The 26,594-nt window shown below is 55.1% G+C and carries 26 protein-coding genes; 19 read left to right on the top strand and 7 right to left on the bottom strand.

The annotated features are described in order from the left end of the window. Nucleotides 1–135 precede the first annotated feature (135 nt). Nucleotides 136–3,192: an FAD-binding and (Fe-S)-binding domain-containing protein gene (locus DVA43_RS08085; protein WP_114315219.1), complete on the top strand. Its 3,057-nt coding sequence runs from the start codon at nucleotides 136–138 to the stop codon at nucleotides 3,190–3,192. Next, the gene (gene menI, locus DVA43_RS08080; protein WP_103823867.1) at nucleotides 3,189–3,599 is read left to right on the top strand and encodes a 1,4-dihydroxy-2-naphthoyl-CoA hydrolase; all 411 of its coding nucleotides are present in this window, start codon (nucleotides 3,189–3,191) and stop codon (nucleotides 3,597–3,599) included. The genes DVA43_RS08085 and menI overlap by 4 nt, the downstream gene beginning before the upstream one ends. A 447-nt stretch (nucleotides 3,600–4,046) precedes the next feature. On the opposite strand, the gene DVA43_RS08075 is transcribed toward menI, so the two are convergent. Together DVA43_RS08075 and DVA43_RS08070 are read right to left on the bottom strand one after the other, a co-directional pair. Beyond that, a complete protein-coding gene (locus DVA43_RS08075; RefSeq protein WP_114315218.1) occupies nucleotides 4,047–4,688 on the bottom strand; it encodes a winged helix-turn-helix transcriptional regulator in 642 nt (213 codons plus the stop codon). A gap of 85 nt (nucleotides 4,689–4,773) precedes the next feature. Further along, entirely contained in the window at nucleotides 4,774–5,433 is a 660-nt protein-coding gene (locus DVA43_RS08070; protein WP_114315217.1) for a helix-turn-helix domain-containing protein, read from the bottom strand. Between the two features lie 503 nt (nucleotides 5,434–5,936). On the opposite strand from DVA43_RS08070, the gene DVA43_RS08065 reads away from it, so the two are divergent. The 13 genes from DVA43_RS08065 (at nucleotide 5,937) to DVA43_RS08005 (ending at nucleotide 18,897) form a co-directional block, all read left to right on the top strand. After that, nucleotides 5,937–6,461: a fimbrial protein gene (locus tag DVA43_RS08065; RefSeq protein WP_114315216.1), complete on the top strand. Its 525-nt coding sequence runs from the start codon at nucleotides 5,937–5,939 to the stop codon at nucleotides 6,459–6,461. Nucleotides 6,462–6,520: 59 nt separating this feature from the next. After that, nucleotides 6,521–7,198 carry a molecular chaperone gene (locus DVA43_RS08060; RefSeq protein ID WP_114315215.1) on the top strand — a complete coding sequence of 226 codons (678 nt, stop codon included), beginning with the start codon at nucleotides 6,521–6,523 and terminating at the stop codon, nucleotides 7,196–7,198. Nucleotides 7,199–7,240: 42 nt separating this feature from the next. Continuing rightward, nucleotides 7,241–9,748: a fimbria/pilus outer membrane usher protein gene (locus tag DVA43_RS08055; protein ID WP_114315214.1), complete on the top strand. Its 2,508-nt coding sequence runs from the start codon at nucleotides 7,241–7,243 to the stop codon at nucleotides 9,746–9,748. 24 nt (nucleotides 9,749–9,772) lie between these two features. Beyond that, nucleotides 9,773–10,780: a fimbrial protein gene (locus DVA43_RS08050; RefSeq protein WP_114315213.1), complete on the top strand. Its 1,008-nt coding sequence runs from the start codon at nucleotides 9,773–9,775 to the stop codon at nucleotides 10,778–10,780. Between the two features lie 12 nt (nucleotides 10,781–10,792). Next, nucleotides 10,793–11,305: a fimbrial protein gene (locus DVA43_RS08045; RefSeq protein WP_114315212.1), complete on the top strand. Its 513-nt coding sequence runs from the start codon at nucleotides 10,793–10,795 to the stop codon at nucleotides 11,303–11,305. 22 nt (nucleotides 11,306–11,327) lie between these two features. Next, nucleotides 11,328–11,963 (top strand): helix-turn-helix transcriptional regulator, encoded by a 636-nt coding sequence (locus tag DVA43_RS08040; protein WP_114315211.1) that lies wholly within the window; start codon nucleotides 11,328–11,330, stop codon nucleotides 11,961–11,963. Nucleotides 11,964–12,279: 316 nt separating this feature from the next. Continuing rightward, a complete protein-coding gene (gene sufA, locus DVA43_RS08035) occupies nucleotides 12,280–12,648 on the top strand; it encodes a Fe-S cluster assembly scaffold SufA (RefSeq protein ID WP_039029102.1) in 369 nt (122 codons plus the stop codon). Between the two features lie 8 nt (nucleotides 12,649–12,656). After that, nucleotides 12,657–14,144 (top strand): Fe-S cluster assembly protein SufB, encoded by a 1,488-nt coding sequence (gene sufB / locus DVA43_RS08030; RefSeq protein ID WP_114315210.1) that lies wholly within the window; start codon nucleotides 12,657–12,659, stop codon nucleotides 14,142–14,144. Between the two features lie 16 nt (nucleotides 14,145–14,160). Further along, the gene (gene sufC / locus DVA43_RS08025; protein WP_039029104.1) at nucleotides 14,161–14,907 is read left to right on the top strand and encodes a Fe-S cluster assembly ATPase SufC; all 747 of its coding nucleotides are present in this window, start codon (nucleotides 14,161–14,163) and stop codon (nucleotides 14,905–14,907) included. Next, the gene (gene sufD, locus DVA43_RS08020) at nucleotides 14,882–16,153 is read left to right on the top strand and encodes a Fe-S cluster assembly protein SufD (RefSeq protein WP_114315209.1); all 1,272 of its coding nucleotides are present in this window, start codon (nucleotides 14,882–14,884) and stop codon (nucleotides 16,151–16,153) included. Before sufC ends, sufD begins: the two co-directional genes overlap by 26 nt. Continuing rightward, nucleotides 16,150–17,370: a cysteine desulfurase SufS gene (gene sufS / locus DVA43_RS08015; protein ID WP_114315208.1), complete on the top strand. Its 1,221-nt coding sequence runs from the start codon at nucleotides 16,150–16,152 to the stop codon at nucleotides 17,368–17,370. Before sufD ends, sufS begins: the two co-directional genes overlap by 4 nt. A 14-nt stretch (nucleotides 17,371–17,384) precedes the next feature. After that, a complete protein-coding gene (gene sufE / locus DVA43_RS08010) occupies nucleotides 17,385–17,801 on the top strand; it encodes a cysteine desulfuration protein SufE (RefSeq protein WP_103179326.1) in 417 nt (138 codons plus the stop codon). 97 nt (nucleotides 17,802–17,898) lie between these two features. After that, nucleotides 17,899–18,897: a L,D-transpeptidase family protein gene (locus DVA43_RS08005; RefSeq protein ID WP_114315207.1), complete on the top strand. Its 999-nt coding sequence runs from the start codon at nucleotides 17,899–17,901 to the stop codon at nucleotides 18,895–18,897. Between the two features lie 63 nt (nucleotides 18,898–18,960). On the opposite strand, the gene lpp is transcribed toward DVA43_RS08005, so the two are convergent. Both lpp and pykF read right to left on the bottom strand, forming a co-directional pair. Further along, nucleotides 18,961–19,197 carry a murein lipoprotein Lpp gene (gene lpp, locus DVA43_RS08000; RefSeq protein ID WP_001082307.1) on the bottom strand — a complete coding sequence of 79 codons (237 nt, stop codon included), beginning with the start codon at nucleotides 19,195–19,197 and terminating at the stop codon, nucleotides 18,961–18,963. Nucleotides 19,198–19,507: 310 nt separating this feature from the next. Further along, nucleotides 19,508–20,929, bottom strand: a complete 1,422-nt coding sequence (gene pykF, locus DVA43_RS07995; RefSeq protein WP_103179328.1) for a pyruvate kinase PykF — start codon at nucleotides 20,927–20,929, stop codon at nucleotides 19,508–19,510. Nucleotides 20,930–21,512: 583 nt separating this feature from the next. Between pykF and DVA43_RS07990 the strand changes: the two genes are divergently transcribed. The 4 genes from DVA43_RS07990 (at nucleotide 21,513) to fumD (ending at nucleotide 24,350) form a co-directional block, all read left to right on the top strand. Next, nucleotides 21,513–22,535: a methionine ABC transporter ATP-binding protein gene (locus DVA43_RS07990; protein ID WP_114315206.1), complete on the top strand. Its 1,023-nt coding sequence runs from the start codon at nucleotides 21,513–21,515 to the stop codon at nucleotides 22,533–22,535. Beyond that, nucleotides 22,528–23,196 (top strand): methionine ABC transporter permease, encoded by a 669-nt coding sequence (locus tag DVA43_RS07985; RefSeq protein ID WP_103179330.1) that lies wholly within the window; start codon nucleotides 22,528–22,530, stop codon nucleotides 23,194–23,196. The genes DVA43_RS07990 and DVA43_RS07985 overlap by 8 nt, the downstream gene beginning before the upstream one ends. 27 nt (nucleotides 23,197–23,223) lie before the next feature. Further along, the gene (locus DVA43_RS07980) at nucleotides 23,224–24,036 is read left to right on the top strand and encodes a MetQ/NlpA family ABC transporter substrate-binding protein (protein ID WP_039029111.1); all 813 of its coding nucleotides are present in this window, start codon (nucleotides 23,224–23,226) and stop codon (nucleotides 24,034–24,036) included. A gap of 104 nt (nucleotides 24,037–24,140) precedes the next feature. After that, nucleotides 24,141–24,350, top strand: a complete 210-nt coding sequence (fumD, locus tag DVA43_RS07975) for a fumarate hydratase FumD (RefSeq protein ID WP_014831602.1) — start codon at nucleotides 24,141–24,143, stop codon at nucleotides 24,348–24,350. On the opposite strand, the gene DVA43_RS07970 is transcribed toward fumD, so the two are convergent. Genes DVA43_RS07970 through DVA43_RS07960 form a run of 3 tightly spaced genes read right to left on the bottom strand, consistent with a single transcriptional unit; the run spans nucleotide 24,331 to nucleotide 26,593 of the window. Continuing rightward, a complete protein-coding gene (locus DVA43_RS07970; protein WP_114315205.1) occupies nucleotides 24,331–25,017 on the bottom strand; it encodes an ABC transporter permease subunit in 687 nt (228 codons plus the stop codon). The genes fumD and DVA43_RS07970 overlap by 20 nt on opposite strands. Then, nucleotides 25,011–25,781: an amino acid ABC transporter permease gene (locus DVA43_RS07965; protein WP_114315204.1), complete on the bottom strand. Its 771-nt coding sequence runs from the start codon at nucleotides 25,779–25,781 to the stop codon at nucleotides 25,011–25,013. The genes DVA43_RS07970 and DVA43_RS07965 overlap by 7 nt, the downstream gene beginning before the upstream one ends. Next, a complete protein-coding gene (locus DVA43_RS07960) occupies nucleotides 25,778–26,593 on the bottom strand; it encodes an amino acid ABC transporter ATP-binding protein (RefSeq protein WP_114315203.1) in 816 nt (271 codons plus the stop codon). The genes DVA43_RS07965 and DVA43_RS07960 overlap by 4 nt, the downstream gene beginning before the upstream one ends. Nucleotide 26,594: the final 1 nt, after the last annotated feature.

The raw sequence follows: 26,594 nt of genomic DNA, 5'->3' as shown, positions 1-26,594 counted from the left end.
TGATTTCAGCCATTTTTAACAGGCAGATTCTGCCTGTAATTCTGTCGGGCGGATACGTTTAAAATGTGATACAAAATGTGAGACACAACGCAAACGATTATCTACAACTCTTAAGATTGGGCAGGGTCGACAGTAATGATCCCACAAATTTCTCAGGCACCCGGCGTCGTTCAGCTGGTGCTTAATTTTTTGCAGGCACTGGAGCAACAGGGTTTTACCGGCGATACCGCCACACGTTTTGCCGACCGGCTGACCATGGCGACCGACAACAGTATCTACCAGCTACTTCCCGATGCAGTCGTTTTTCCCCGTTCTACCGCTGATGTGGCACTCCTGGCCCGTGTGGCCTCTCAGGAGCGTTTCGCTTCGCTGATTTTCACCCCTCGCGGCGGCGGCACTGGCACCAACGGCCAGGCGCTTAACACGGGGATCGTCGTCGATATGTCCCGCTACATGAACCGCATCATCGAGATCAACCCGGAAGAGGGGTGGGTGCGGGTAGAAGCCGGGGTAATCAAGGATCAGCTCAATCAGTTTCTGAAACCTTACGGCTATTTTTTTGCCCCGGAGCTGTCGACCAGTAACCGCGCTACTCTCGGCGGGATGATCAATACCGACGCCTCAGGTCAGGGCTCGCTGGTCTACGGTAAAACCTCCGATCACGTTCTCGGCGTGCGGGCGGTACTGCTGGGCGGCGATATTCTTGATACCCAGCCTGTGCCGGTTCAGCTTGCCGAAACGCTCGGCAAGGACAACACCACCGCCGGGCGCATCTACCGCACCGTGCTGGAACGCTGCCGAGACAACCGCCAGCTGATTATTGATAAATTCCCGAAACTGAACCGCTTCCTGACCGGTTACGATCTGCGTCATGTCTTTAATGACGATCTCAGTCAGTTCGATTTAACCCGCATCCTCACTGGCTCAGAAGGGACGCTGGCCTTTATCACTGAGGCGCGTCTCGACATCACCCGCCTGCCAAAAGTGCGCCGCCTGGTGAATGTAAAGTACAACTCATTCGACTCTGCGCTGCGCAATGCGCCGTTTATGGTGGATGCCCGGGCGCTGTCTGTTGAGACCGTTGACTCAAAAGTGCTCAACCTGGCGCGGGAAGATATCGTCTGGCACTCGGTCAGCGAGCTTATCGCTGACGTGCCCGATAAAGAGATGCTGGGCCTGAACATCGTTGAGTTTGCCGGCGATGACGCAGCGCTTATCGAAAGCCAGGTTGCTGCCTTATGCCAGCGGCTGGACGAGCTGATCGCCCGGGGCGAAGGCGGAGTGATTGGCTGGCAGCTGTGTAACGATCTCGCTGGTATCGAACGTATCTATGCGATGCGTAAAAAAGCGGTGGGGTTGCTGGGCAACGCTAAAGGAGCTGCCAAGCCGATTCCGTTTGCTGAAGATACCTGCGTGCCGCCGGAGAACCTGGCGGACTATATCGTTGAGTTCCGCGCTCTGCTCGACAGCCACGGCCTGAGCTACGGCATGTTCGGCCATGTCGATGCCGGGGTGCTGCACGTACGCCCGGCGCTGGATATGTGCGATCCGCAGCAGGAGATCCTGATGAAACAGATCTCCGATGAGGTGGTGGCGCTCACCGCCAAATATGGCGGCCTGCTGTGGGGCGAGCACGGAAAAGGCTTCCGCGCAGAGTACAGCCCGGCCTTCTTTGGCGAACAGCTCTATGGCGAGCTGCGCAAAATCAAAGCGGCCTTTGACCCGGATAACCGCCTCAACCCCGGTAAAATCTGTCCGCCGGAGGGTGTTGACGCCCCGATGATGCAGGTGGATGCAGTCAAGCGCGGCACCTTTGACCGCCAGATCCCAATAGCCGTGCGCGCCTCCTGGCGCGGTGCGATGGAGTGTAACGGTAACGGCCTGTGCTTTAACTTCGATGCGAAAAGCCCGATGTGTCCGTCAATGAAGATCACCAGCAACCGCATCCACTCGCCGAAAGGACGTGCGACGCTGGTGCGCGAGTGGCTGCGTCTGCTGGCCGATCGCGGCGTGGATCCGCTGGCGCTGGAGAAAGAGCTGCCGGAGAGACGCGCCAGCCTGCGCACCCTTATCGCGCGCACTCGCAACAGCTGGCATGCGAGTAAAGGGGAGTACGACTTCTCCCACGAGGTGAAAGAGGCGATGTCGGGCTGCCTGGCCTGTAAAGCCTGCTCTACCCAGTGCCCGATTAAGATCGACGTGCCGGAGTTCCGCTCCCGCTTCCTGCAGCTCTATCACAGCCGTTATCTGCGCCCGATGCGCGATCACCTGGTCGCGACGGTGGAGAGTTATGCCCCGCTGATGGCCCGCGCGCCGCGCACCTTCAACTTCTTTATTAACCAGCCGCTGGTACGCAAACTTTCCGAGAAGCATATCGGCATGATCGACCTGCCGCTGCTCTCCACGCCCTCCCTGCAGCGTCAGATGGTCGGCCACCGCTCTGCCAACCTGACCCTTGAGCAGCTTGAGGCGCTGAGCGCGGAGCAAAAAGCGAAAACGGTGCTGGTGGTGCAGGATCCCTTTACCAGCTATTACGATGCCCAGGTGGTAGCGGACTTTATTCGTCTTGCCGAGCGGTTAGGATACCAGCCGGTGCTGCTGCCGTTTTCACCAAACGGCAAGGCGCAGCACATCAAAGGTTTCCTCAGCCGCTTTGCGAAAACCGCGCAAAAAACCTCGGACTTCCTTAACCGGGTGGCGCAGCTGGGTATGCCGATGGTCGGGGTCGATCCAGCGCTGGTGCTCTGCTATCGCGATGAGTACAAACAGACCCTTGGTGACAAGCGCGGCGACTTCCACGTCATGCTGGTACATGAGTGGCTGCCGACGATCCTCGATGCGCAACCCGCCCAGGAGACCAGCGGCGAGGCGTGGTATCTGTTCGGACACTGTACCGAAGTAACCGCATTGCCGGGCGCGCCAGCACAATGGGCGGCCATCTTCGCCCGTTTTGGCGCGAAGCTGGAGAGCGTCAGCGTTGGCTGTTGCGGCATGGCCGGAACCTACGGGCACGAGGTGGTGAACCATGCGAACTCGCTGGGGATCTATGAGCTCTCCTGGCACCAGGCGATGCAGCGCCTGCCGCGCAACCGCTGCCTGGCGACCGGCTACTCCTGCCGCAGCCAGGTCAAACGCGTCGAAGGCAACGGCGTACGCCATCCGCTGCAGGCCTTACTGGAGATTATGGGATGATCTGGAAACGTGCGGTGACGTTGCAGGCGTTAAACGCCATGAGTGACGGAAATATGGTGGGCTTGCTGGATATCCAGTTTACCCGCATCGGCGAGGATGAACTGGAGGCCACCATGCCGGTCGACAGCCGTACCCATCAGCCTTTTGGGCTGCTGCACGGTGGTGCGTCGGTGGTGCTGGCCGAAACCCTGGGCTCGGTGGCCGGCTACCTCTGTACCGAAGGAGAGCAGAAGGTGGTGGGGCTGGAGGTGAATGCCAACCATATTCGTTCCGTGCGCAGCGGCCGGGTACGCGGCGTCTGTCGCGCGTTGCATGCTGGCTCGCGCCATCAGGTATGGCAGATTGAGATCCTGGATGAGCAGAACCGTTTATGCTGTTCGTCGCGGCTGACTACCGCGGTGATATAAAGCGAAAGGCCGCAAATGCGGCCTTTTTTTCATTTTTTATCACCTTGAAATACCGACGTTTACTGGCGGGCCGCAAGAAATGTTAATTCGCGCACCCGGGTTTATGAGATTATTCCTATGCTCCTTCAAGAGCTAAGCCATATTGAGTGCCGGAGATAAGCGCCGGATGGAGCGAGAAGCCCTTAAGATTACCTCTGGTAGTCTTAAGGGCTTTCTTTTTTCCGCATTCAGTAATCGTTGTTAATGTCCTGCATAGCAGACAGGATAACCAGACCGGTAATGACGACGGCAACGATGGCGATGGTTACAAGTGCAATGAGCATTTCCCCTCCGTATGTTGCCCTTTTGCCGAAGCATAGCGCACACGGCGGCGATCGCCTCAGTCTTCCGACTGATATTCAGAATACGCCTACAAAAAGAGAACACCCTGCTGGTGGGCTGTTTTACCTAGTATCTGGCGGGGAGCTTGTTGATGCTAATTAGTCGACCCTCTTCCATTTCCACGTAACCACCAGCTTTCAGATCGGCCAGAATACGCATCACCCCGCTGCGCGAAAGCTGGGTTTTATCCCGGATGTACCTTTCAGCGGTGATCATGGCGCGAAAACTTTCGTCTTCGGCCATCAATTCCTGCAACTGCTGGCGAATTAACTCATACGCGGTGGGGGAGCCCACTGGCATAACGTGGTGATAGAGTCGGCTATAAACAAACATCAGGTGGCGGGAGACAACACTCCACAAATCTTTTTCTTTGCAGATGTCGTTAACTTTATCGGTCGCAAGCGTACCAATGACGCAAGGCTCAAGGGTTTTGAAGTAGTTGTCGAAGTAGATATCCGTCAGGTTTGCCAGACCCAAAATTGCCGGGCTGTTGGCGGTTGAAAGCAACATATCGTTGCTGCGGCGATAAATCGCCACGCTGCCCTCAATAATCAGATAAAAGACACCCTGACCATTGATACAAAGCTCGAACCGCTCTCCCCGTTGGGCGTGGTAAAAGGTCGCGTAGGGTTGCAGATGGGATACAAGCTCCTGCGCCCAGGGCGACCCACGCTGAGCCTGGCCGGGCGGCGTCGTTGGCGATGGCATAAAATGACCTGCTGGATGAGGCTGACGTAATGAGGGTTATTATAGTGCTTGTGCGCCCTCCTGGCTCCGCGTTATGGCTCCTCAATCAATATTTCAGCGGCAGATGATGAATATCAATCAGCACACCCCGCTGCATGGCGATATATCCCCCGGTTCGTAACTCCGACAGGATACGCATGATCCCGCTTCGGGACAGATAGGTCCGGCTTTTGATATAGGCTGCCGCGGTGGTGTTGAGCCGTACCGAGTCAGGCTCTTGTAACAGTTCGACTAACTGCAGACGAATAATGTCATACGCGGACATTTGCGATATCTGTGAACAGTGTTCATAGATTCGGGAAACCGTATAAATCAGCAGCCGCGAAAAGGGTTCCCATAACCCCTCATTGGCTACGATCTGATTAAATAAGGCCAGAGGCATGGGCGCCACCTCAACATCTTCCAGGGCTCTGGCGTATAAATGTTCCGAACATAGCTGGCTGCTGACGCCAATAATAAAAGGACCCGACTCAGAATTCAGCACCACGCCGTCGCCACGCCTATGCAGGGCTACGCTGCCACTTAATAACAGCCAGCACTGCCGTATCTCCCCCTCGTAATAGTGCACCACATCGCCTTTATTTATCGTCACGGTCTCGGTAAAGGGACGAAGATGGGCAATCAGTTTTTCTATATCTGCAAAAGGTTTAAACGCCAGCGAAGAGGTGGTGGGAGCGCCCTTTACCGCCGTCATTCGGGTATTCATCAGGTGACCTCATCTTACTGAAACTAACGGTGATTCTTAACCGGGCGCGATTATCGTAAAAACTATTGATGCTGGGAATATCAGTCGCGGGTCTAAAAATAGACTGGCCGTGGCTGTTTATGCTTAACGTTTTGATAAAAGTAGATTTTCTTGCTGAGTCTATTAATAGACCAGACGCTCAGACGGGGTATTCTATTCACTGAAGAACAAAAGTGAGAGCATCCCGGGTTGAATCTCTGCGTTGAAGGGCAGGCAAAAAAAAGAGTGGCGAAGTCTACAACTAGACCGAGAAATAATTTGAGTTCAGGAAAGTCTTTATATAAATTGCCACCATGTGAGTGAAATTTGACCAGGGCGCCTTATATAAAGTTACGATGGCACCTCTTTTACTCACAAAAAGGAACCAGCATAACGGGCATAAAAAAATAAAAGGTGATTCACACCTTATGGAATGCTTTTGCCCAAAAAATGGTGATGGTAAGTGTTATTAAGGACATAATTCTATGAAAAAGACTATTGTTGCGTTATCGGCTCTGGCTGCAGTCTGCACCTCTTCTGTCTTTGCGGCAGCGGGTACGGTTAACTTTGCCGGAAATATTCTGGATTCTGCCTGCGACGTTGATGTCGCTTCGCAAAACCAGACCGTAGTTATTGGCGATTTTTATAAATCTGAGTTTGCGGGTATGGGAGACCGAACCGCAGCAAAAGGCTTCGATATTATATTAAGAAATTGTCCAGATACCGTAACATCAGCAAAGGTTCGTTTTGACGGTACGCCGGATCTCGTTAACCCAAGTCTGCTGGCCATTAATACTACGGTTTCGGATGCGGCAACGGGCGTGGCAATTAATCTGATGTCAGCAGATAAAGTGGATCTGCCGCTGCATGGCGAGAATAACTATAACTATGAACTGACCAGCGACCAGGATAATACCCTGAAATTCTACGCGCAGTATATTTCGACAGCGTCAAGCGTGACGGCAGGTCCGGCAAACTCGGTCGCTAATTTCTCTGTTGTTTATAACTAATGACCTGACCGGACATCAGGTGGGGCCGGAACACGGCCCCGTTGTCACTGAGGTATGTAATGAAATTTGTTCACAAAATCCTGCTCGCCAGTCTTTTTATTGTGACGGGCGTTTCGGCTGCACAGGCAGGGATCGTTATTGGCGGAACACGGCTTATATTTGTCGGCAGCAAAAAAGAGGCCGCTATCAACGTCAATAATCCTGATAACTCACCTTATCTGGTTCAGTCGTGGATAGAGGGAGTGAGTGACAGTGCGCCGAAACCGCCTTTTATCATTACGCCACCTCTCTACCGGCTGGATAAAGGACAACAAAACGTTGAGCGGATTGTATTAACCGGGACACTGCCACAGGACCGCGAGAGTCTGTTCTGGCTGAATATCAAATCGATCCCCTCGGCAACGACCACCGAGAATTCGCTGCAAATTGCGGTGAAAACGCGAATTAAATTAATTTACCGTCCGGCAGGCTTAAAGCGCTCAACACCAGAGGAACAGGCGGATAAATTAATCTGGCGACGTAACGGCAATAAAATTGAGATCGTTAACCCCACTGATTATGTGATGAATTTTAATGAAATTACTGTTGGAGGTAAAAAAGTACCAGAGGCAACCTGGATATTGCCTCATGGACAAACGGCAATTTTCCTTCCCGCACAAACTATGGGCAGCGCCGTGGTCTTTAAATTGATTAATGATTTTGGCGGCACAGGGGACGCACATACAGCAAACCTGTGACCGCTAAAAGGTTGCAGGTGATATTCATGGAGCAGTATTAAGATGGAAATCAGCGGAAATAAAGCCACCTGGCTGGCAGGGGTTATTACCGTTGTCCTGGCCGGTGAGGTAAATAAAATTCAGGCGCGCGAATTTTTTAACCCCGAACTGATTGAACTCGATAATCCGGGGCTCGACAGAGCCGATCTGAATGGCTTTGAAACAGGTTCTCAGGCTGCGGGTGTTTATCATGTTGATATTGTTCTTGATGGGCAGCTGACGGACACCCAGGACGTTACGTTTCATAAGGTGACAGACAGTGAGGGTGAGTCGCGCCTTGAGCCCTGTCTCAGCGTCGACCAGTTGCGTCAATGGGGGGTTAAAACCGAGCGCTTTCCGGGGCTCAGCCAGCCAGGCTCGCCGTGCGCGCATCTGGCGGCTATCCCTCAGGCCAGCACCGATTTTCAGTTTGCCAGCCAGCACCTTGCCATCAGCGTTCCACAGGCCGCGCTGACGATACAGGCCAGAGGCTTTGTTCAGCCTGCGCTCTGGGATGAGGGGATCACCGCCGCCATGCTCAACTACTCGCTCAGCGGTGCAAGCATTATGAACAAAAACGGCGGCAGCGACAGTAGTCAGTACGCCAACCTGCGGCCGGGTTTGAATATCGGTCCGTGGCGATTGCGAAACTACATGACCTGGTCACGGGGCAGCGAAGGTCAGACGCAGTGGGATAACGTTTATACCTATGCCCGAAGGGGCATTGTTCCGCTGAAAGCCCAGCTGACGCTCGGGGACAGCGCGTCACCGGCAGATGTGTTTGACAGCATGCCTTTTCGCGGCGGACAACTGGCTTCAGACGATGACATGCGGCCGGATTCGCTCAGGGGCTATGCGCCGGTGGTGCGCGGAATTGCAAGGACCAACGCGCAGATCATTATTCGCCAGAACGGCTATCAGATTTACCAGAACTACATCGCACCGGGCGCCTTTGAAATTACCGATATGTACCCGACCGGCGGCGCAGGGGATCTCGAGGTCACTATTAAAGAGGCCGACGGCAGCGAACAGCATTTTACCGTGCCGTTTGCCTCACTCCCGGTATTGCAGCGTGAAGGGCAGCTGAAGTACGCCGTCACCGGCGGGCAGTATCGCTCATGGGATCATCGCGTGGATAAAACCCCGTTCAGCCAGTTCACCGGTATCTACGGTATTCCGTATGGCCTGACCCTGTACGGCGGATTTCAGGGGGCGAGTAAATACCAGTCGCTGGCCGCCGGAATGGGAAAAAATATGGGCGATTTCGGTGCCTTTTCGGCAGACATCACCCAGGCCTGGTCAACTCCGCAGGATCGCGCAAAATCGAACGGCCAGTCATGGCGGATGCGCTACAGCAAGAATTTTGTCAACAGCGGGACCCATTTTGCCATCGCGGGCTACCGCTACGCCATGCGGGGTTATTACGGGATGCAGGAGGTGCTGGACACCTATGGCAGCGACAGCGCGCTCAATGACAGGCGCCGTAATCGCGCCGAGTTAACCCTGAGCCAGACGCTTGGCAACCACCTGGGCTCGCTGATGTTAAGTGCCGTAAGGGAAGATTACTGGGATATCAGGCAACCAAAGATCTCATGGAGCCTGGGCTATAACAATTTCTGGCAGAGCGTCAGCTACGGTCTGACCTATACCCGGAGTAAAAGCGGCAGCTTCGGCACGCGTGGTGATGCCAAAGAGCAGATGGTGGCCTTGAATATCAGCGTTCCGCTGGGAGCCTTCCTGCCGCAAACCTGGGTGAATTACGGTATGAGCGCCAGTAAAAACAGCGGCACCACCCACAGCCTGGGGATGAACGGCACGGGGCTGGAAAACAATGCCCTGAGCTGGAATGTGCAGCAGGGTTACAGCACGGATAACGTCGGCTATACCGGCAATATAAACGGTGATTACAAAGGCACTTATGGTGAGGTGACGGCGGGTTACAGTTACGATCAGTACAGCGACCGGCTGAATTATGCCCTCCAGGGGAGCGTGGTCGCCCATGCTGACGGCGTGACCTTTTCTCAGACGCTCGGCGAAACCAACGTGCTGATAAAAGCGCCCGGCGCGGCAGGGATAGGGATACAAAACCAGTCCGGGACGAAAACCGATTACCGCGGTTATACCCTCTGCAGCAACATGACACCCTACCGGAAAAATGACGTTTCGTTGTTGACCGATACCCTGCCTGACGATGTTGAACTGGAACAGACGGTACAGACCGTGATCCCGACCCGGGGCGCGATTGTGCGCGCCAGCTATGTCGCCAGTGTCGGGCTGCGGATCCTGATGACGCTCACCCGGCAAAATGGTCAACCGGTGCCTTTCGGCGCTATCGCGACGGTGAACGGAGCGCAAAACACAGGTTTCATCGTGGGTGACGGCGGCCAGGTCTATTTAACCGGTTTGCAGCCAGATGTGAAATTAACGGTGAAGTGGGGCGAGGCGGCACAACAGCGTTGCCAGGCTCACTACACCCTTAATACCCAACAACCTCCCGGCGAGATAATTCGTGCGGATGTGGTTTGCCATTAATTGAATGATTGTGGATGACTCGACATGTCTATTATCAGGTGCCTGTTCATCCTGGCGGGAATACTCTTTCCACTGTATGGCTATGGATGTGATTACACCTATATCGGTGCCCCGTATAGCATTAATTACGGCAATATTATCGTTCAGCGCGATCTCCCGGTCGGGCAGGCGATCAGCAACGAAATTTATGGCTCGCTGGCGCTGACCTATAGCTGTACGCCAACGGGGAATGAAGGTTCAACCGCAGGCATGAAGAGCGGGGGACTGGCTTATGCGTTCACCACCGCCAACGGTCGCCGGGTATATCAAACCGGGTTGCCAGGCGTCGGGATCTCCGTGGGATATTATGAAAAAACCACCGCCGGGAGCGCCAGTTTTAATGGAACCACCTGGTTAGGGGCCGATCTTTTCAGCGCCTCCTGGAGCTCGAACGCCAATGAAGTACACGCCAGCAATTTCCAGCCGATTATTCAGTTCTGGAAAACTGGCGATATTACGTCGGGTTCTGTGAACGGATTACTGGCCTCCTTTGTCGCCTGGACAGAGCAATATCGGGGCGGCACGGCGGCACCGGATGTGCCCGTCTATGCCGGAACCGGCTCGATTACACAGGTAGCCTGCGCCATCACCACGCCAAATCTGGTATTCCTTCTTGGCGACGTGCCGGTAAGCCGTTTCGGCGATACGGTCGGCACCCTCCCTGAGGGGGGACAAAACACGCAAAACCTCGGCCTGAACTGCGACGCTGGGGCGAAAATTAACGTCACGCTGAACGGCATTCAGTACCCCGGACTCAGTAACAACAGCGTGCTGGCGTTAACCGGCCAAGGCTCGGCGGGCGTTGCCGACGGCGTGGGTATCCAGTTGCTTTATAACGGCGAGCCGCTGGTTTTAAACAGCACGATTGCCCTTAAACAGACGAGTGGCGGTCAGGAGAGTATGCCGATCGCCGCCCGTTACTATCAAACCAAAACCTCAGTAAGCACCGGAACCGCGAATGCCAGTGCCACCCTGATCCTCACCTATCAGTAAAAGGAACGATCGATGAGGCTGAATATTATCGGGATAGCGATCATCTGGTTGTACACCGCTGTAGCGTTGGCGACGGATGCGGTAAGCGTCTCAGTAAAAGGGAGAATTATCGCCTCTCCCTGTATTTTTAATGGCGGAAATTCAAGTGTGAACGTCAATTTGGGAAACATGCAGGCAAAGAATATGGCTACGCCGGCGTCATCCTCCACGCCTGTGCCTTTTTCGCTCAACTTCACCCAATGTCCGGCGGCTACCCAAAGCGTGACTGTCAGCTTAACCGGGACGGCAGATCCCGTGGCCGGAACGCACTATTACAGGAACAGCGGCACTGCCACAAATATCGCGCTGGGCATAATTGAAACCGGTACGGGGAATTTAAAAGGTCCGGGGAGCCGCATGACTCAAAATATTGGCGACGATCGTACTGCAACCATGAATTTGCAGGCCATTACCTATTCCGCTACCGGTGGCGTCACGCCTGGGACTATCAGCGTCGCCGTGGTCGCGACGCTGGAATACAACTGAACGAGTGAGGGAAATACCGACGATGGTCAACGTTCTTATTAATGAGACAGAGACACTTTACTGTTATGCGCTGAAAAAACTGATTGTCGATCTCTTCGGGACGCAATTCGGGTGTGAAATAGAGTTTATGACGGAATTTACCCGGGAGAATATTAGCAACGCCGATCTCATGGTGCTGTCACTCTGCCGGGGAGAGCCCTTTATCTGTACGCCAGAATTACTCGCGCGCAGGAAAGGGGTGATGATTGGTCTGGTCAATGGCGAACACTACAGTAAAGAGACATTACCGGCCTGTTTTCAGGAGATGGTTTTTGTATCGCGGGATGCGCCGCTGAGCGATTTTTATCGGGTATTCAGTTCGGCCTGGCACACCCTGCAGCGCCACGAAGAGATCAGGGTTAACCCCGTCTGCGCCGAGTGTCAGCACCGGACTTTATCTCCACGGCAGACCGTGATTATGGCGAGCCTGTACCAGGGGCTCTCGACGCCCGCTATTGCACAAAAGCTGAAGATCGACAGCAAAACGGTATATGCCCACAAGTATGATGTCATGCAAAAATTCCAGCTGGAGAGCGATCACCATCTGCAGGCATTGCTGACCCGAATGCGGGACAAAAATATGCAAATAAACCTGCTGCGTGAATGCCTGAAAGCCTGATTGTACCTGTGGCGCTCTGAAAGATGCCCGCCTGCGCGGGCGTCTTACCTGTCTGGCTATCCCAAAAATAGGCATTTTCTATACATATTTTAACTTTTGACCATTCCTACCGATTTCCTCCTGTAATTCTCAATATTATCAATCGATTAAACAATCTCCGTCAGGCCTGTTAAGCCCGTCATCAGGGTCTATGCTTAATAAAAGTATTCAAAAAGGGCGGTTAAGCCGAATGACCCTGCAAGTGAGGGGTTGAAGTGATAATCATTATCACTAACATGGTGTTATGCCCAAAGGGCGCAATACATGAGGTGGACTTATGGAACAGCATTCAGAAACGTTTGATCCAACAGATTTTGCATGGCGTGGATTATCGCTGACCCCTGCCGCAGCGGCGCACATTCGCGAGCTGGTGAGCAAACAGGCAGGTATGCTCGGCGTGCGGTTAGGGGTGAAACAGACGGGCTGCGCCGGTTTCGGCTATGTCCTCACCACCGTCAGCCAGCCGGAAAAAGACGATCTGGTTTTTGAACATGACGGCGCCCGGCTCTACGTGCCGCTCCAGGCGATGCCGTTCATTGACGGTACGGAAGTGGATTACGTGCGCGAAGGCTTAAACCAGTTATTCAAATTCAATAACCCGAAAGCCCAGAACGAATGCGGCTGCGGCGAAAGTTTTGGGGTATAGGCGGTATTATGTCTCGACATACTGAAGCAACTGACGACGTCAACACCTGGTCCGGCGGCCACATTAATTACAAAGAGGGCTTCTTCACCCAATTGCAGACCGACGAGCTGGCAAAAGGGATTAACGAAGAGGTCATTCGCGCGATTTCCGCCAAGCGTAACGAACCCGACTGGATGCTGGAGTTCCGGCTGAATGCGTTCAAGGCCTGGCTGGAGATGGAAGAGCCGCACTGGCTGAAGGCGCACTACGACAAGCTGAACTATCAGGATTACAGCTACTACTCTGCGCCGTCCTGCGGCAACTGTGACGACACCTGCGCCTCTGAGCCCGGTGCGGTACAGCAGACCGGGGCCAACACCTTTTTAAGCAAAGAGGTGGAAGAGGCGTTCGAACAGCTCGGTGTACCGGTGCGCGAAGGACGCGAGGTGGCGGTGGACGCCATCTTTGACTCCGTCTCGGTCGCCACCACCTACCGGGAAAAACTGGGCGAGCAGGGGATCATCTTCTGCTCCTTCGGGGAAGCTATCCACGATCACCCTGAGCTGGTGAAGAAGTATCTTGGCACCGTGGTGCCGGGCAACGATAACTTCTTTGCCGCCCTGAATGCGGCGGTGGCCTCCGACGGCACCTTTATCTACGTGCCGAAAGGCGTGCGCTGCCCGATGGAGCTCTCCACCTATTTCCGTATCAACGCCGAGAAAACCGGCCAGTTTGAACGCACCATCCTCGTCGCCGATGAGGGGAGCTACGTCAGCTATATCGAGGGCTGTTCCGCTCCGGTGCGCGACAGCTACCAGCTGCACGCGGCAGTGGTGGAGGTGATCATCCACAAAGACGCCGAGGTGAAATACTCGACGGTGCAGAACTGGTTCCCGGGGGATAACAACACCGGCGGCATCCTGAACTTCGTCACCAAGCGCGCCCTGTGCGAAGGCGAAAACAGTAAAATGTCGTGGACCCAGTCTGAGACCGGCTCCGCCATCACCTGGAAATATCCGAGCTGTATTCTGCGCGGGGATAACTCCATCGGCGAGTTCTACTCCGTGGCGCTGACCAGCGGGCATCAGCAGGCCGATACCGGCACCAAGATGATCCACATCGGCAAAAACACCCGGTCGACCATCATTTCGAAAGGGATCTCCGCAGGGCAGAGCCAGAACAGCTATCGCGGCTTAGTCAAAATCATGCCGACGGCCACCAACGCCCGTAACTTTACCCAGTGCGACTCCATGCTGATTGGCCCGGACTGCGGGGCGCATACCTTCCCGTATGTTGAGTGCCGTAACAACAGCGCCCAGCTGGAACACGAAGCGACAACCTCGCGGATTGGTGAAGATCAGCTCTTCTACTGCCTGCAGCGCGGCATCAGCGAAGAGGATGCCATCTCGATGATCGTGAACGGTTTCTGTAAGGATGTGTTCTCTGAACTGCCGCTGGAGTTTGCCGTGGAAGCACAAAAATTACTGGCGATTAGCCTTGAACACAGCGTCGGTTAAGGATTAAGGAAAGCACATGTTAAGCATTAAAGATTTACAGGTCAGTGTGGAAGATAAAGCGATCCTGCGCGGCCTGAGCCTTGAGGTTCGCCCGGGCGAAGTGCATGCGATTATGGGCCCTAACGGGTCGGGTAAAAGTACGCTGTCAGCGACTTTGGCCGGGCGCGAAGATTACGAAGTGGTCGGCGGTTCGGTCGACTTTAAAGGCAAAGATCTGCTGGAACTGTCGCCGGAAGAGAGAGCCGGGGAGGGCATTTTTATGGCCTTCCAGTACCCGGTAGAGATCCCGGGCGTCAGCAACCAGTTCTTCCTGCAGACCGCGCTGAATGCCGTGCGCAAATACCGCAGCGAAGAGGAGCTGGATCGCTTTGATTTCCAGGACCTGATGGAAGAGAAGATCCAGCTGCTGAAGATGCCGGAAGATCTGCTCACCCGCTCGGTCAACGTCGGTTTTTCCGGCGGGGAGAAGAAGCGCAACGACATTCTGCAGATGGCGGTGCTGGAGCCGGAGCTGTGCATCCTCGATGAAACCGACTCTGGGCTCGATATCGACGCCCTGAAGATCGTCGCCGACGGCGTTAACGCCCTGCGCGACGGCAAGCGGTCGTTCATCATCGTCACCCACTATCAGCGCATCCTTGATTACATCAAACCCGATTATGTGCATGTGCTTTATCAGGGGCGGATTGTGAAATCGGGTGATTTTACGCTGGTCAAACAGCTGGAGGAGCAGGGCTATGGCTGGCTTAGCGAACAGCAGTAACGCGCTGCAGCAGTGGCACCGCCTGTTTGAGGCGCAGGGCGGAACCCGCTCTGAACAGGCCCAGCAGCACCAGCAGCAGATGCTGCGCCTCGGGTTGCCGACGCGTAAGCACGAAAACTGGAAATATACCCCGCTGGAAGGGCTGCTTAACGGCGAGTTTGTTTCCCGGCCCGCCAGGGTAGAAGCGGCCGATCGGGATGCGCTGGCGCTCACCCTCGACGCCACGCGGCTGGTCTTTGTTGACGGACGTTTTAGTCCGGAACTGAGCGACAGCACCGACGGCAGCGGGTTTGATGTCGAAATCAATGACGAGCGGCAAAGCCTGGCGGCACCGGTTCAGCCGGAGCTGTTCCTGCATCTGACCGAAAGCCTGGCTCAGAGCGTGACGCATATCAGGGTGAAACGTGACCTACGGCCTTCTAAGCCGTTGCTCTTGTTACATATTACTCAGGGTCTGGCGGGTGAAGAAATCAATACTGCCCATTATCGTCACCATCTGGAACTGGCGCAGGGTGCAGAAGCAACCATCATTGAGCATTACGTGAGTCGCAATGAGATGCACCATTTCACCGGCTCGCGCCTGACCATGAACGTGGCGGCCAACGCCCGGCTGCACCATATCAAGCTGGCGTTCGAGAACCCTGCGAGCCACCACTTCGCCCATAATGACCTGCTGATGGCCGCCGATGCGACGGCATACAGCCACAGCTTCCTGCTGGGCGGGGCGGTACTGCGCCATAACACCAGCACCCAGCTGAATGGCGAAAATACGACCCTGCGCATCAACAGCCTGGCGATGCCGGTAAAATCTGAAGTGTGCGACACCCGTACCTGGCTTGAGCACAACAAGGGCTACTGCAACAGCCGCCAGCTGCATAAAACCATCGTCAGCGATAAAGGCCGGGCGGTCTTCAACGGGCTGATTAACGTGGCGCAGCACGCCATCAAAACCGACGGCCAGATGACCAACAACAATCTGCTGATGGGGCGACTGGCGGAGGTGGACACCAAACCGCAGCTGGAAATTTACGCCGATGATGTGAAGTGCAGCCACGGCGCCACTGTGGGGCGGATCGACGATGAGCAGATGTTCTATCTGCGCTCCCGCGGGATCGATAAGCAGGCGGCTGAGAAGATGATTATCTACGCCTTTGCCGCCGAACTGACCGAAGCCCTTGACGATGAAACGTTAAGACAGCAGGTGCTGGCGCGTATCGGCCAGCGTCTGCCTGGAGGTGTGGCATGATTTTCCCTGTAGAGAAAGTGCGGGCGGATTTTCCTGTCCTGACCCGTGAAGTAAACGGTCTGCCGCTTGCCTATCTCGACAGCGCCGCCAGCGCGCAAAAGCCCACGCAGGTGATCGAGGCCGAGGCAGAGTTTTACCGGCATGGTTACGCGGCGGTGCACAGGGGGATCCACACCCTAAGCGCCGAGGCGACGCAGCGGATGGAGAATGTCCGTACCCGCGCGGCAACATTTTTGAACGCCCGCTCTCCGGAGGAGCTGGTCTTTGTTCGCGGTACCACCGAAGGGATCAACCTGGTGGCCAACAGCTGGGGCAGCGCCGAAGTGCACGCGGGCGATAACATCATCATCAGCCAGATGGAGCACCATGCCAATATCGTGCCCTGGCAGATGCTGTGCGAGCGCGTCGGGGCGGAATTGCGGGTCATCCCCCTTAACGAGGACGGCACATTACAGCTTGAACAGCTGGATACCCTGCTGGATGAACGCACCCGGCTGGTGGCCATAACTCAGATCTCCAACGTGCTGGGTACCGAAAACCCGGTGGCGGAGATTATCGCCAAAGCCCACGTGGTAGGGGCGAAAGTGCTGATTGATGGCGCCCAGGCGGTGATGCACCATACGGTGGATGTCCAGGCGCTGGACTGCGACTTCTACGTCTTTTCCGGCCATAAGCTCTACGGGCCTACCGGTATCGGCGTGCTGTATGTCAAAGATGAGATTTTACAGGCGATGCCGCCGTGGGAAGGGGGCGGGTCGATGATCGCCACCGTCAGCCTGAGCGGAGGCACAACCTACGCCCGGGCGCCGTGGCGCTTTGAAGCGGGCACCCCGAACACCGGCGGCATTATCGGGCTGGGCGCGGCGATGGAGTATGTGTCAAACATCGGCCTTGATGCTATCGCCGAATATGAACAGATGCTGATGCGCTATGCTCTTGCGGAACTTGCCAGCGTGCCGGATCTTACGCTGTACGGCCCGGCGGACCGTCAGGGTGTTATTGCCTTTAACCTTGGCAAACACCACGCCTATGACGTGGGTAGTTTTCTCGATAACTACGGGGTGGCGGTGCGAACCGGACACCACTGCGCTATGCCGCTGATGGCGTTTTATCAGGTACCGGCGATGTGCCGCGCATCGCTGGTGATGTACAACACACTGGAAGAGGTCGACAGACTGGTGGCCGGGCTGAAGCGTATCCACCAGCTGCTGGGCTAAAAAGAGGGCAAGAGATGGCTGCATTGCCAGACAGAGATAAATTGCTGCGTAATTTTACGCGTTGCGCAAACTGGGAAGAGAAGTACCTCTACATCATTGAGCTGGGGCAGCGTCTGCCTGCCCTCAGCGAAAGCGACCACGTCCCGGAAAATAGTATTCAGGGGTGTCAGAGCCAGGTGTGGATAATAATGCACCAGAATGAAGCCGGGGTGATTGAATTAGCGGGCGACAGTGATGCGGCAATAGTCAAAGGCCTTATTGCCGTCGTGTTTATTTTATATCAGCAGATGTCCGCCCAGGATATTGTCGCTTTTGACGTCCGCCCGTGGTTTGAAAAAATGGCGCTCACTCAGCATTTAACCCCCTCCCGATCCCAGGGGCTTGAGGCGATGATCCGCGCAATCCGCTCCAAAGCCGCCAACATTAGCTAAACTATCAGGACAGCCCTCATTCTGCTCCGCGAGACGGCTCCCGCCTCGCGGATTTTTCAGCTTTCTGACGTTCTGTCAGTGAATAAGGAATCTCAGTATGAAGCGCGCGTCTTTATTAACTCTCATTCTTTTAGGTTCGCTCAGCGCGCTTAATAGCGCCCGGGCGGTGGATTATCCTTTGCCACCGGCTGGTAGTCGGTTAATCGGGCAAAATCAGACCTATGTTGTTCAGGAAGGTGATAATAACCTGCAGGCCATTGCGCGCCGGTTTAATACCGCTGCGCATTTAATACTCGAAGCCAATAATACCATCGCCCCGGTCTACCCGGCGCCGGGAACGGTGATCACCATTCCGTCGCAAATGTTGCTGCCGGATACCCCCCGGGAAGGGATTGTGGTGAATCTGGCGGAGCTGCGGCTCTACTTCTATCCGCCGGGTGAAAACAGCGTGCAGGTCTATCCACTGGGTATTGGACAGCTGGGGCTGGACACGCCGGTGACCACCACCCGCATCAGCCAGAAGATCCCGAATCCGACATGGACGCCAACTGCGGGCATCAGAGCGCGCTCGCTGGCCCAGGGGATCAAACTGCCGCCGGTAGTACCCGCAGGGCCAAATAACCCGTTAGGACGCTTTGCACTGCGTTTGGGCGTGGGTAACGGTGAATACCTGATCCATGGCACCAGCGCGCCGGACAGCGTGGGGTTGCGGGTCAGTTCCGGTTGTATGCGTATGAATGCGCCGGATATCAAAGCGCTCTTCGCCCAGACCTCTGTCGGCACACGGGTGCAGATCATCAATGAGCCGGTGAAGTTCTCAGTTGAGCCGGACGGTAAGCGCTACGTTGAAGTGCATCGCCCGCTGGCGACGATGGAAGGGGAGAATCCGCAAACGCTGGCGATTGCCCACTCCAGTGCGCTTGCATCCTTTATATCGCAGAGCGGCAGCGATAAGACATTGGTGAACAAAGCGTTGTCGCGTCGGGCGGGTATTCCGGTAGAGGTCTCGACAGGTGCCGGGGCGAATGTTAACAGTACCGGGCTCTCAGCGAAGAACACGCTTTCGCCGATGGGGCATGAACAGGCGATTCAGTAAAGTGAAATGCGGGGCAAAAAAAAATGGCGCACAATGTGCGCCATTTTATTAACACAGGTACTATTACTTACGGTATTTAGTAGCCTGGTTGTCCAGACGCTGGTTAGCGCGAGCTGCGTCGTCTTTAGCAGCCTGAACGTCGGAACGCATTGCGTTCACGTCGTTGCTCAGCTGGTCAACTTTAGCGTTCAGAGTCTGAACGTCAGAAGACAGCTGATCGATTTTAGCGTTGCTGGAGCAACCTGCCAGCAGAGTAGAACCCAGGATTACCGCGCCCAGTACCAGTTTAGTACGATTCATTATTAATACCCTCTAGATTGAGTTAATCTCCATGTAGCGTTACAAGTATTACACAAAGTTTTTTAGGTTGAGAATATTTTTTTGATGGGAATATGCCTATTTTTGATCGTTCGCTCAAAGAAGCACCTGTTTTGACTATTTCGAGGAAAATATTGTGTTAAAACAGACAATTTTCATCGGATTCATCTTAGAAAATGACCCCGTTAAATAGAAAAACCCGATTTGCTTTTTTAATAGATTTGGCTGATAGCGGAAATAAAAAAAGCGCCCCGAAGGACGCTTTTTATACAAACTAATTCGAACGAAATTATTACAGCACGTGAACAGAAGCGGTATTAGTGGTGCCGCTTGGAACCAGTGCACCAGAAACCATCACCACTACGTCGCCTTTCTGCGCCAGGCCACGTTCAACCAGCTGCAGGGCCACTTCTTTACCCAGACGGTAGAAATCGTCAGTAGAGGCGATCTCTTTTACCAGGTGTGGAACCACGCCTTTGCTCAGCACCAGCTGACGCGCAGTGGTTTCGTTGGTGGTCAGCGCCAGAATGGTGGCGTCCGGGAAGTATTTACGCACTGCACGAGCAGATTTACCGCCCTGGGTCGCAACCACAATCAGTGGCGCTTCCAGCTTTTCAGCTGTTTCTACTGCGCCACGGCATACGGCTTCGGTGATGCGCAGTTTACGGCTGTCGTTGTTGTAATCCAGACGGCTCTTCATCACGCGGTCGGTACGCTCACAGATGGTCGCCATGATGGAGACCGCTTCCAGAGGATATTTACCTTTAGCAGATTCGCCAGACAGCATTACCGCATCGGTACCGTCGAGGATGGCGTTCGCCACGTCGCCAGCTTCTGCGCGAGTAGGGCGTGGGTTTTTGATCATGGAGTCCAGCATCTGCGTTGCGGTGATAACCACTTTACGCGCGCGAACACACTTCTCGATCATCATCTTCTGCGCGAAGATTACTTCTTCAACCGGGATCTCAACGCCCAGGTCACCACGTGCAACCATGATGCCGTCAGAGGCTTCGAGGATTTCGTCGAAGTTGTTCAGGCCTTCCTGGTTTTCGATTTTGGAAATGATCTGAATGTTTTCGCCGCCGTGGGCTTTCAGGTGCTCACGGATTTCAACAACGTCAGAACGCTTACGGATAAAGGAAGCTGCAACGAAGTCAACGCCTTGCTCGCAACCGAAGATCAGGTCCTGTTTGTCTTTCTCAGCCAGTGCTGGCAGCGCGATGGAAACGCCTGGCAGGTTAACGCCTTTGTTTTCGCCCAGGTCGCCGTTGTTCAGCACTTTACAGATAACTTTGTTACCTTCGATAGCGGTGACTTCCATACCGATCAGGCCGTCGTCCACCAGAACGGTGTTACCGACGGACAGGTCGCTGGTGAAGCCTTCATAGGTCACAGCAACGATTTCACTGTTGCCGACAACAGACTTGTCTGTAGTGAAGGTGAAAGTCTGTCCCGCTTTCAGCGAAACGTCGTTGCCGCCTTCCAGTTTAATGGTACGAATTTCTGGACCTTTGGTATCCAGCAGGATTGCTGCTTTTTTACCGGTCTTGCTCATCACGTTGCGCAGGTTCTGGATGCGCTGGCCGTGTTCAGCATAGTCACCGTGAGAGAAGTTCAGACGCATCACGTTCATGCCGGCGTCCAGCATCTTGGTCAGCATCTCTTCAGATTCGGTTTTCGGGCCGATGGTGCAAACAATTTTCGTCTTTTTCATGACAGTCTTAGTCTTTAAGTTGAGAAGGATATGGAAATCTCGCTCCGTGGGCGCAGAGCCCTGGAGTCAAACCTGTGTTGCGAAATTTTTTATGGCACGCAGTAAGGATAGGTGACATCAATTGAGCGTGCAGAAGAATGTGTGCCTGTGTTTCAGCCCAGGAAGAGAGGTTAAGTTGTATGCGTTGTTTTTTGTAGTCCAAGCGCTGAAACCATTCATCAGAAGACAGGCGCGCATTATACGCTGAAAGATGCGCAAAAGGAAAATGAAAACAGCGTTTCAAAAATTATATATGCAGTTTTACAAAGGGTTGTTATCAATGCGTTAAGGTTGACTGCGTAGATGTTGCGCCCGCGAAAAACCTTCAGGCAAATGTCCCATTTTTATGCGTTTCGCCATAGCGACTTTTTAGCTATCGATTGCAGAAAATAAGCAAAGAGCCTTCTCCCCACGTGCCACGCCTCTTATCACTCAAAGTTATAAGATATTCGTTTTCATTCATTCAAAAGCTAATAACGGCTGTTTACTATCGTTTGGACATCCATACTGCTAAACCGCCACAGGCGAACGGATTACCCGAAGAATGATTGTACTCAGGAATATTTCGAAGATTTTTGACAACGGAAAAGTGGCGCTGACAGCCGTTGATAACGTGAACCTGACGATAGAGCAGGGGCAAATTTATGGAATTATTGGCTACAGCGGCGCGGGTAAAAGTACCTTAATCCGCCTGCTCAATGGTCTGGAAAAGCCGACTACCGGCAGCGTGACCATTAACGGACACGACATCTCCGCGGCGAAAGGTGAAACCCTGCGCCAGGCGCGGCTGAAAATCAGTATGGTGTTTCAGCACTTCAACCTGCTGTGGTCGCGCACAGTGAGCGAGAACATCGCCTTTTCAATGCAGATTGCCGGGGTGCCTAAAGCCAAAATCAAAGCCCGCGTGGCAGAACTGGTTGAGCTGGTGGGGCTGAAAGGCCGCGAACAGGCTTATCCGTCCCAGCTTAGCGGTGGGCAAAAGCAGCGCGTCGGCATTGCCCGCGCGCTGGCCAATAACCCGGACGTGCTGCTCTGTGACGAGGCCACCTCGGCGCTGGATCCCCAGACCACCGATCAGATCCTCGATCTGCTCCTCGACATCAACCGTCGTTTTAAGCTGACTATCGTGCTTATTACTCATGAGATGCACGTGGTGCGCAAAATCTGTGACCGTGTGGCGGTGATGGAAAACGGCAAAGTGGTGGAAGAGGGCGACGTGCTGCAGGTCTTTACTCATCCTCAGCAGCCGATTACGCAACAGTTTGTGCGTCAGGTCAGCCAGTACGTCGAAGACGAAACCTTTAACAGCGAGCTGGCAAACGAACTGGAAGGCACCGTTATTAAGCTGACCTTTACCGGCCATAGCACCCACAAGCCGGTCGTCGGGGAACTGACGCTGCGCTACGGCCTGCCGTTTAACATCCTGCACGGCAAAATGACACAAACCGCCCACGGTGTCTTCGGCCAGCTCTGGCTACACGTGGTGGCAACAGATGAACAACTGAACAATATCCTCGCCGATTTGCAGCACAGTGATATTGAAGGCGAGGTAATTAAACATGGCTGAGAATCTCTTCCCGCACCTGAAATGGGACCAGCTTTGGGCGGCCACCCTGGAGACGCTGTACATGACGGCACTCTCCGGCGTTGCGACTTTTGTGCTCGGGCTTGTCCTCGGTCTGGCGCTGTTTTTAACCGCCCGCGGTGGCATGTTCCATAACCGTACGGTCTACAGCGTCATTTCGATTGTGGTGAACGTCTTCCGCTCCATCCCGTTCATCATTCTGATTGTGCTGCTGATTCCCTTCACCAAAACCGTGGTGGGGACCATCCTCGGGGCCAACGCCGCACTGCCTGCGTTGATCGTCGGCGCCGCGCCGTTCTATGCCCGTCTGGTGGAGATCGCCCTGCGTGAAGTGGACAAAGGGGTGATCGAGGCGACGCGCTCAATGGGCGCCCGACTCAGCACTTTAATCTTTCGCGTTTTACTGCCGGAATCATCGCCTGCCCTGGTGTCAGGGATCACGGTGACGCTGATTGCCCTGGTGAGCTACAGCGCCATGGCGGGGGTGATTGGTGCCGGTGGTCTGGGAAATCTGGCTTACCTGGAAGGTTTCCAGCGCAACCATGGTGACGTCACGCTGGTGGCAACGGTGACCATTTTGATCATCGTTTTCATTATCCAGTTCTGCGGCGACATCATTACTTCCATTCTTGATAAAAGATAAACACAACAATACACAGGAACCATCATCATGAAAAAGACACTGACGTTGATCGCCGCAGCAACCCTGAGCGCCCTGAGCTTTGCCTCCTGGGCTGATACCCTGACCGTGGGGGCCTCCAACACCCCGCACGCCGAGATTCTGGAGCAGGCGAAGCCGATTCTGGCGAAACAGGGTATCGATCTGGAGATCAAACCGTTCCAGGACTACATCCTGCCGAACACCGCGCTGGCGGGTCGTGACATCGACGCCAACTACTTCCAGCACATTCCATACCTGAACAGCGTGCTGAAAGATCACGCCGGGGATAAAGAGTACGATTTCGTCAGCGCCGGGGCGATCCATATCGAGCCAATCGGTATCTACTCCAAAAAATACAAGTCGCTGAAAGATCTGCCGGAAGGCGGCAAAATTATCATGCGTGATGCGGTCTCTGAAGAGGGGCGTATTCTCTCTATCTTCGAGAAAGAGGGCGTGATCAAGCTGAAGCCGGGCATCGACAAAGTGACCGCGCGCATTAGCGACATCGTTGAGAACCCGAAAAAGCTGCAGTTCACCCCGAACGTCGAAGCCTCTCTGCTGCCGCAGATGTATAACAACGACGAGGGCGCGGCGGTTGTCATCAACGCCAACTACGCCATCGACGCCGGTCTGGACCCGGTTCACGACCCGATTGCGGTAGAGAGCGGTGAAAACAACCCGTACGCTAACATCATCACCGTTCACCGTGGCGATGAGAAGAAGAAGGATATCGTGGCGCTGGTGGACGTGCTGCACTCTAAAGAGATTCAGGACTGGATCCGCACCAAATACAAAGGCGCAGTGATCCCGGTTAACAACTGATTTATCCGTTTGATTTCAAAGCCCGGCGAGTCTCTCGTCGGGCTTTTTTGTATAACGGCGATGAATCTATTAAGCTGACATTTTAAGGCAACGGAGTGAAAGTCATGGGCAATGTAACCAAAGACGAAGCGCTGTATCAGGAGATGTGTCGCGTGGTAGGCAAAGTCGTTCTTGAGATGCGCGATTTGGGGCAGGAGCCGAAGCATATCGTTATCGCCGGGGTACTGCGCACCGCGCTGGCAAACCAGCGGGTGAAACGCAGCGAATTAACCACCCAGGCGATGGAAACCGTCGTTAAAGCGCTGGCCGGTTAAGCCGCCAGCGTTTCGCCAGCTGTTCAACGCCACAACACAGCAGGTAATAGACCACGCCAGTAAAAATAAAAATAGCCGCCGGGTAGATCTGCACCCGGTTGTTCACCTGGCCTGCCACGGTGGTCAGCTCCGGGACATTGACAATAAACGCCAGCGAGGTGTCCTTCAGCAGGCTGATAAAAATCCCCATCAGCGAAGGCAGGGTGTTGCGCAACGCCTGCGGCAGCAGGAGTAACCCCAGCGTTTGCAGCGCGCCAAACCCCTGGGCCTGCGCGGCTTCATATTGTCCTCCAGGCAACGCATTCAGCCCGGCCAGCACGGAGTGCATCACGGCGGCGGCAGTAAACCACGCCAGCGCCAGCGTAACGGTGAGCGCACCCGGCAGATCGCCGCCGGTCAGGAGCGGCAGCAGATACCACAGCCAGAAAATGACAAAAATCAGCGGGATCCCGCGGATAATCTCCGCCCACAGGAACAAGGTGTTGCGTATCGCCCCCGGAAACCGCCACGCCAGGCCCGCCAGCGCAATTCCTGCCGGGAACGCCAGCGCCGCGGCACCCAAAGCCATCAGGAGCGTCAACAGCACACCGCCGGGCTGCCCGGCCGCAGCCCGCCCCCAGAGCAGATAATCCAGGTTATCGGTAATGACAGTAAGTCCGGCTAGCATCTCTCTTCACTCCGGGTCGTCAGCGCGGCTTTACGCCGCCGTTCTGTTGAGGGGCCCAGTTTCGTCAGCAGGACGCCCATCGCCACGCCGGTAAGCAGGTACAGCACCGTGCCGATGCTGAAAGCCTCCAGCGCGTGGACGTTATAGCTCTCTGTCTGCCGCACCTGGTAGGTGAGCTCCGCAAAGCCGATGCCGCTCGCCAGCGATGAAAGCTTCATCAGATTGAGGTACTGACCCACTACCGGCTGCCAGGCGTTCGCCAGCCCCTGCGGCAGCAGGATGTACCGTAACAGCGGCCAGGGGGAAAAGCCCTGCGCCAGGGCGGCTTCCCGCTGCCCGGCGGAAACGGCACGTAGCCCGGCGGTGATCTCCTCGGTCAAAAAGGCCGAGGTAAAGACCCCCAGCCCCCAGGCGGAGCAGAGAAACTCTGGCGTAAACCACCAGACCGGACCCGGCAGCACTGACCAGCCATGATCGTCCATCACAAAGGTGCGAAACCCCTGCGGCAGCGCGTTCCAGGCGGCGAAATACCAGAACAGCAACTGCACCAGCAGGGGCGTATTGCGAAACAGCGACACCCACAGGGCGACGATATGCGCGCCGATGCGCCCCCCGGCGAGACGCAACCCCAGAGAGGCGAGAGTAATAAGGCTGGCGACCACCATCCCTGCCAGGGTCACCCACAGGGTGGTGAGAAAACCGGAGAGGATCCACTGCAAGGGCTGGCCGGTCAGCACCCCTTGCCAGTCGAGGTTCGGCATCACACCCCTCCCGGATGCAGCGGGTTCAGCACTTTCTGCAGAAAACGCTGGGTGCGCGGATGGGCAGGATGCTGGAAAAACTGCTCTGGCGGAGCCACCTCCAGAATGTGCCCGCCATCGATGAACACCACCCGGTCGGCAATCTCCCGGGCAAACTGCATCTCATGGGTGACCACAATCATGGTGATCCCGCTGTGGGCGAGGGCTTTCATCACCAGCAGGACTTCGCCAATCATCTCCGGATCGAGGGCCGAGGTGGGCTCGTCAAAAAGGATGATCTGCGGCGAGGAGGCCAGGGCCCGGGCGATCGCCACCCGCTGCTGCTGCCCACCGGATAAGGCTTCCGGATAGTGATCGGCTTTATCCGCCATCCCCACCTGCGCCAGCAGTGCATCGGCGCGGGAGTCGGCCTCTGCCGAATGCCAGCCATGGACGTGCCTCAGCGCCAGGGCGATGTTTTGTCGGGCCGTCAGATGGCTATAGAGATTAAACTGCTGGAAGACAAAACCGACCCGGCTGCGCAGCTGGCGCAACGCCTGGCGGGGGAGCTGGCGCGTCGATTTCCCGTCAATCAGGATGTCGCCGGAGGTGAGATCTTCCAGCTGGTTGATCAGGCGAATCAGCGTCGATTTACCGGAACCCGACGGGCCGAGAATAGCGACCACCTCACCGGGCGTCACGCTGAGGTTGATGCCTTTCAGCACCGGGCGATCGCCGTAGCGTTTCACCACTTCGCAAAAGGTGACGCTGGCCTGTTGCAGATGTGAAAAATCCGCGGCATGGGCCGCGGAGCGAGAGAATAAACCTGACAGCATA

This window comes from Leclercia sp. W6 (assembly GCF_003336345.1).
Classification (GTDB): domain Bacteria; phylum Pseudomonadota; class Gammaproteobacteria; order Enterobacterales; family Enterobacteriaceae; genus Enterobacter.
The sequence above is the reverse complement of the archived record's forward strand: the minus strand, read 5'-3'. Positions and strand labels throughout refer to the sequence as shown.

Bases quoted from the DNA above. Each gene is read 5' to 3' on its own strand.
- DVA43_RS08085 (WP_114315219.1), top strand. From the start codon at position 136: ATGATCCCACAAATTTCTCAGGCACCCGGCGTCGTTCAGCTGGTGCTT.
- menI (WP_103823867.1), top strand. From the start codon at position 3,189: ATGATCTGGAAACGTGCGGTGACGTTGCAGGCGTTAAACGCCATGAGT.
- DVA43_RS08075 (WP_114315218.1), bottom strand. From the start codon at position 4,688: ATGCCATCGCCAACGACGCCGCCCGGCCAGGCTCAGCGTGGGTCGCCC.
- DVA43_RS08070 (WP_114315217.1), bottom strand. From the start codon at position 5,433: ATGAATACCCGAATGACGGCGGTAAAGGGCGCTCCCACCACCTCTTCG.
- DVA43_RS08065 (WP_114315216.1), top strand. From the start codon at position 5,937: ATGAAAAAGACTATTGTTGCGTTATCGGCTCTGGCTGCAGTCTGCACC.
- DVA43_RS08060 (WP_114315215.1), top strand. From the start codon at position 6,521: ATGAAATTTGTTCACAAAATCCTGCTCGCCAGTCTTTTTATTGTGACG.
- DVA43_RS08055 (WP_114315214.1), top strand. From the start codon at position 7,241: ATGGAAATCAGCGGAAATAAAGCCACCTGGCTGGCAGGGGTTATTACC.
- DVA43_RS08050 (WP_114315213.1), top strand. From the start codon at position 9,773: ATGTCTATTATCAGGTGCCTGTTCATCCTGGCGGGAATACTCTTTCCA.
- DVA43_RS08045 (WP_114315212.1), top strand. From the start codon at position 10,793: ATGAGGCTGAATATTATCGGGATAGCGATCATCTGGTTGTACACCGCT.
- DVA43_RS08040 (WP_114315211.1), top strand. From the start codon at position 11,328: ATGGTCAACGTTCTTATTAATGAGACAGAGACACTTTACTGTTATGCG.
- sufA (WP_039029102.1), top strand. From the start codon at position 12,280: ATGGAACAGCATTCAGAAACGTTTGATCCAACAGATTTTGCATGGCGT.
- sufB (WP_114315210.1), top strand. From the start codon at position 12,657: ATGTCTCGACATACTGAAGCAACTGACGACGTCAACACCTGGTCCGGC.
- sufC (WP_039029104.1), top strand. From the start codon at position 14,161: ATGTTAAGCATTAAAGATTTACAGGTCAGTGTGGAAGATAAAGCGATC.
- sufD (WP_114315209.1), top strand. From the start codon at position 14,882: ATGGCTGGCTTAGCGAACAGCAGTAACGCGCTGCAGCAGTGGCACCGC.
- sufS (WP_114315208.1), top strand. From the start codon at position 16,150: ATGATTTTCCCTGTAGAGAAAGTGCGGGCGGATTTTCCTGTCCTGACC.
- sufE (WP_103179326.1), top strand. From the start codon at position 17,385: ATGGCTGCATTGCCAGACAGAGATAAATTGCTGCGTAATTTTACGCGT.
- DVA43_RS08005 (WP_114315207.1), top strand. From the start codon at position 17,899: ATGAAGCGCGCGTCTTTATTAACTCTCATTCTTTTAGGTTCGCTCAGC.
- lpp (WP_001082307.1), bottom strand. From the start codon at position 19,197: ATGAATCGTACTAAACTGGTACTGGGCGCGGTAATCCTGGGTTCTACT.
- pykF (WP_103179328.1), bottom strand. From the start codon at position 20,929: ATGAAAAAGACGAAAATTGTTTGCACCATCGGCCCGAAAACCGAATCT.
- DVA43_RS07990 (WP_114315206.1), top strand. From the start codon at position 21,513: ATGATTGTACTCAGGAATATTTCGAAGATTTTTGACAACGGAAAAGTG.
- DVA43_RS07985 (WP_103179330.1), top strand. From the start codon at position 22,528: ATGGCTGAGAATCTCTTCCCGCACCTGAAATGGGACCAGCTTTGGGCG.
- DVA43_RS07980 (WP_039029111.1), top strand. From the start codon at position 23,224: ATGAAAAAGACACTGACGTTGATCGCCGCAGCAACCCTGAGCGCCCTG.
- fumD (WP_014831602.1), top strand. From the start codon at position 24,141: ATGGGCAATGTAACCAAAGACGAAGCGCTGTATCAGGAGATGTGTCGC.
- DVA43_RS07970 (WP_114315205.1), bottom strand. From the start codon at position 25,017: ATGCTAGCCGGACTTACTGTCATTACCGATAACCTGGATTATCTGCTC.
- DVA43_RS07960 (WP_114315203.1), bottom strand. From the start codon at position 26,593: ATGCTGTCAGGTTTATTCTCTCGCTCCGCGGCCCATGCCGCGGATTTT.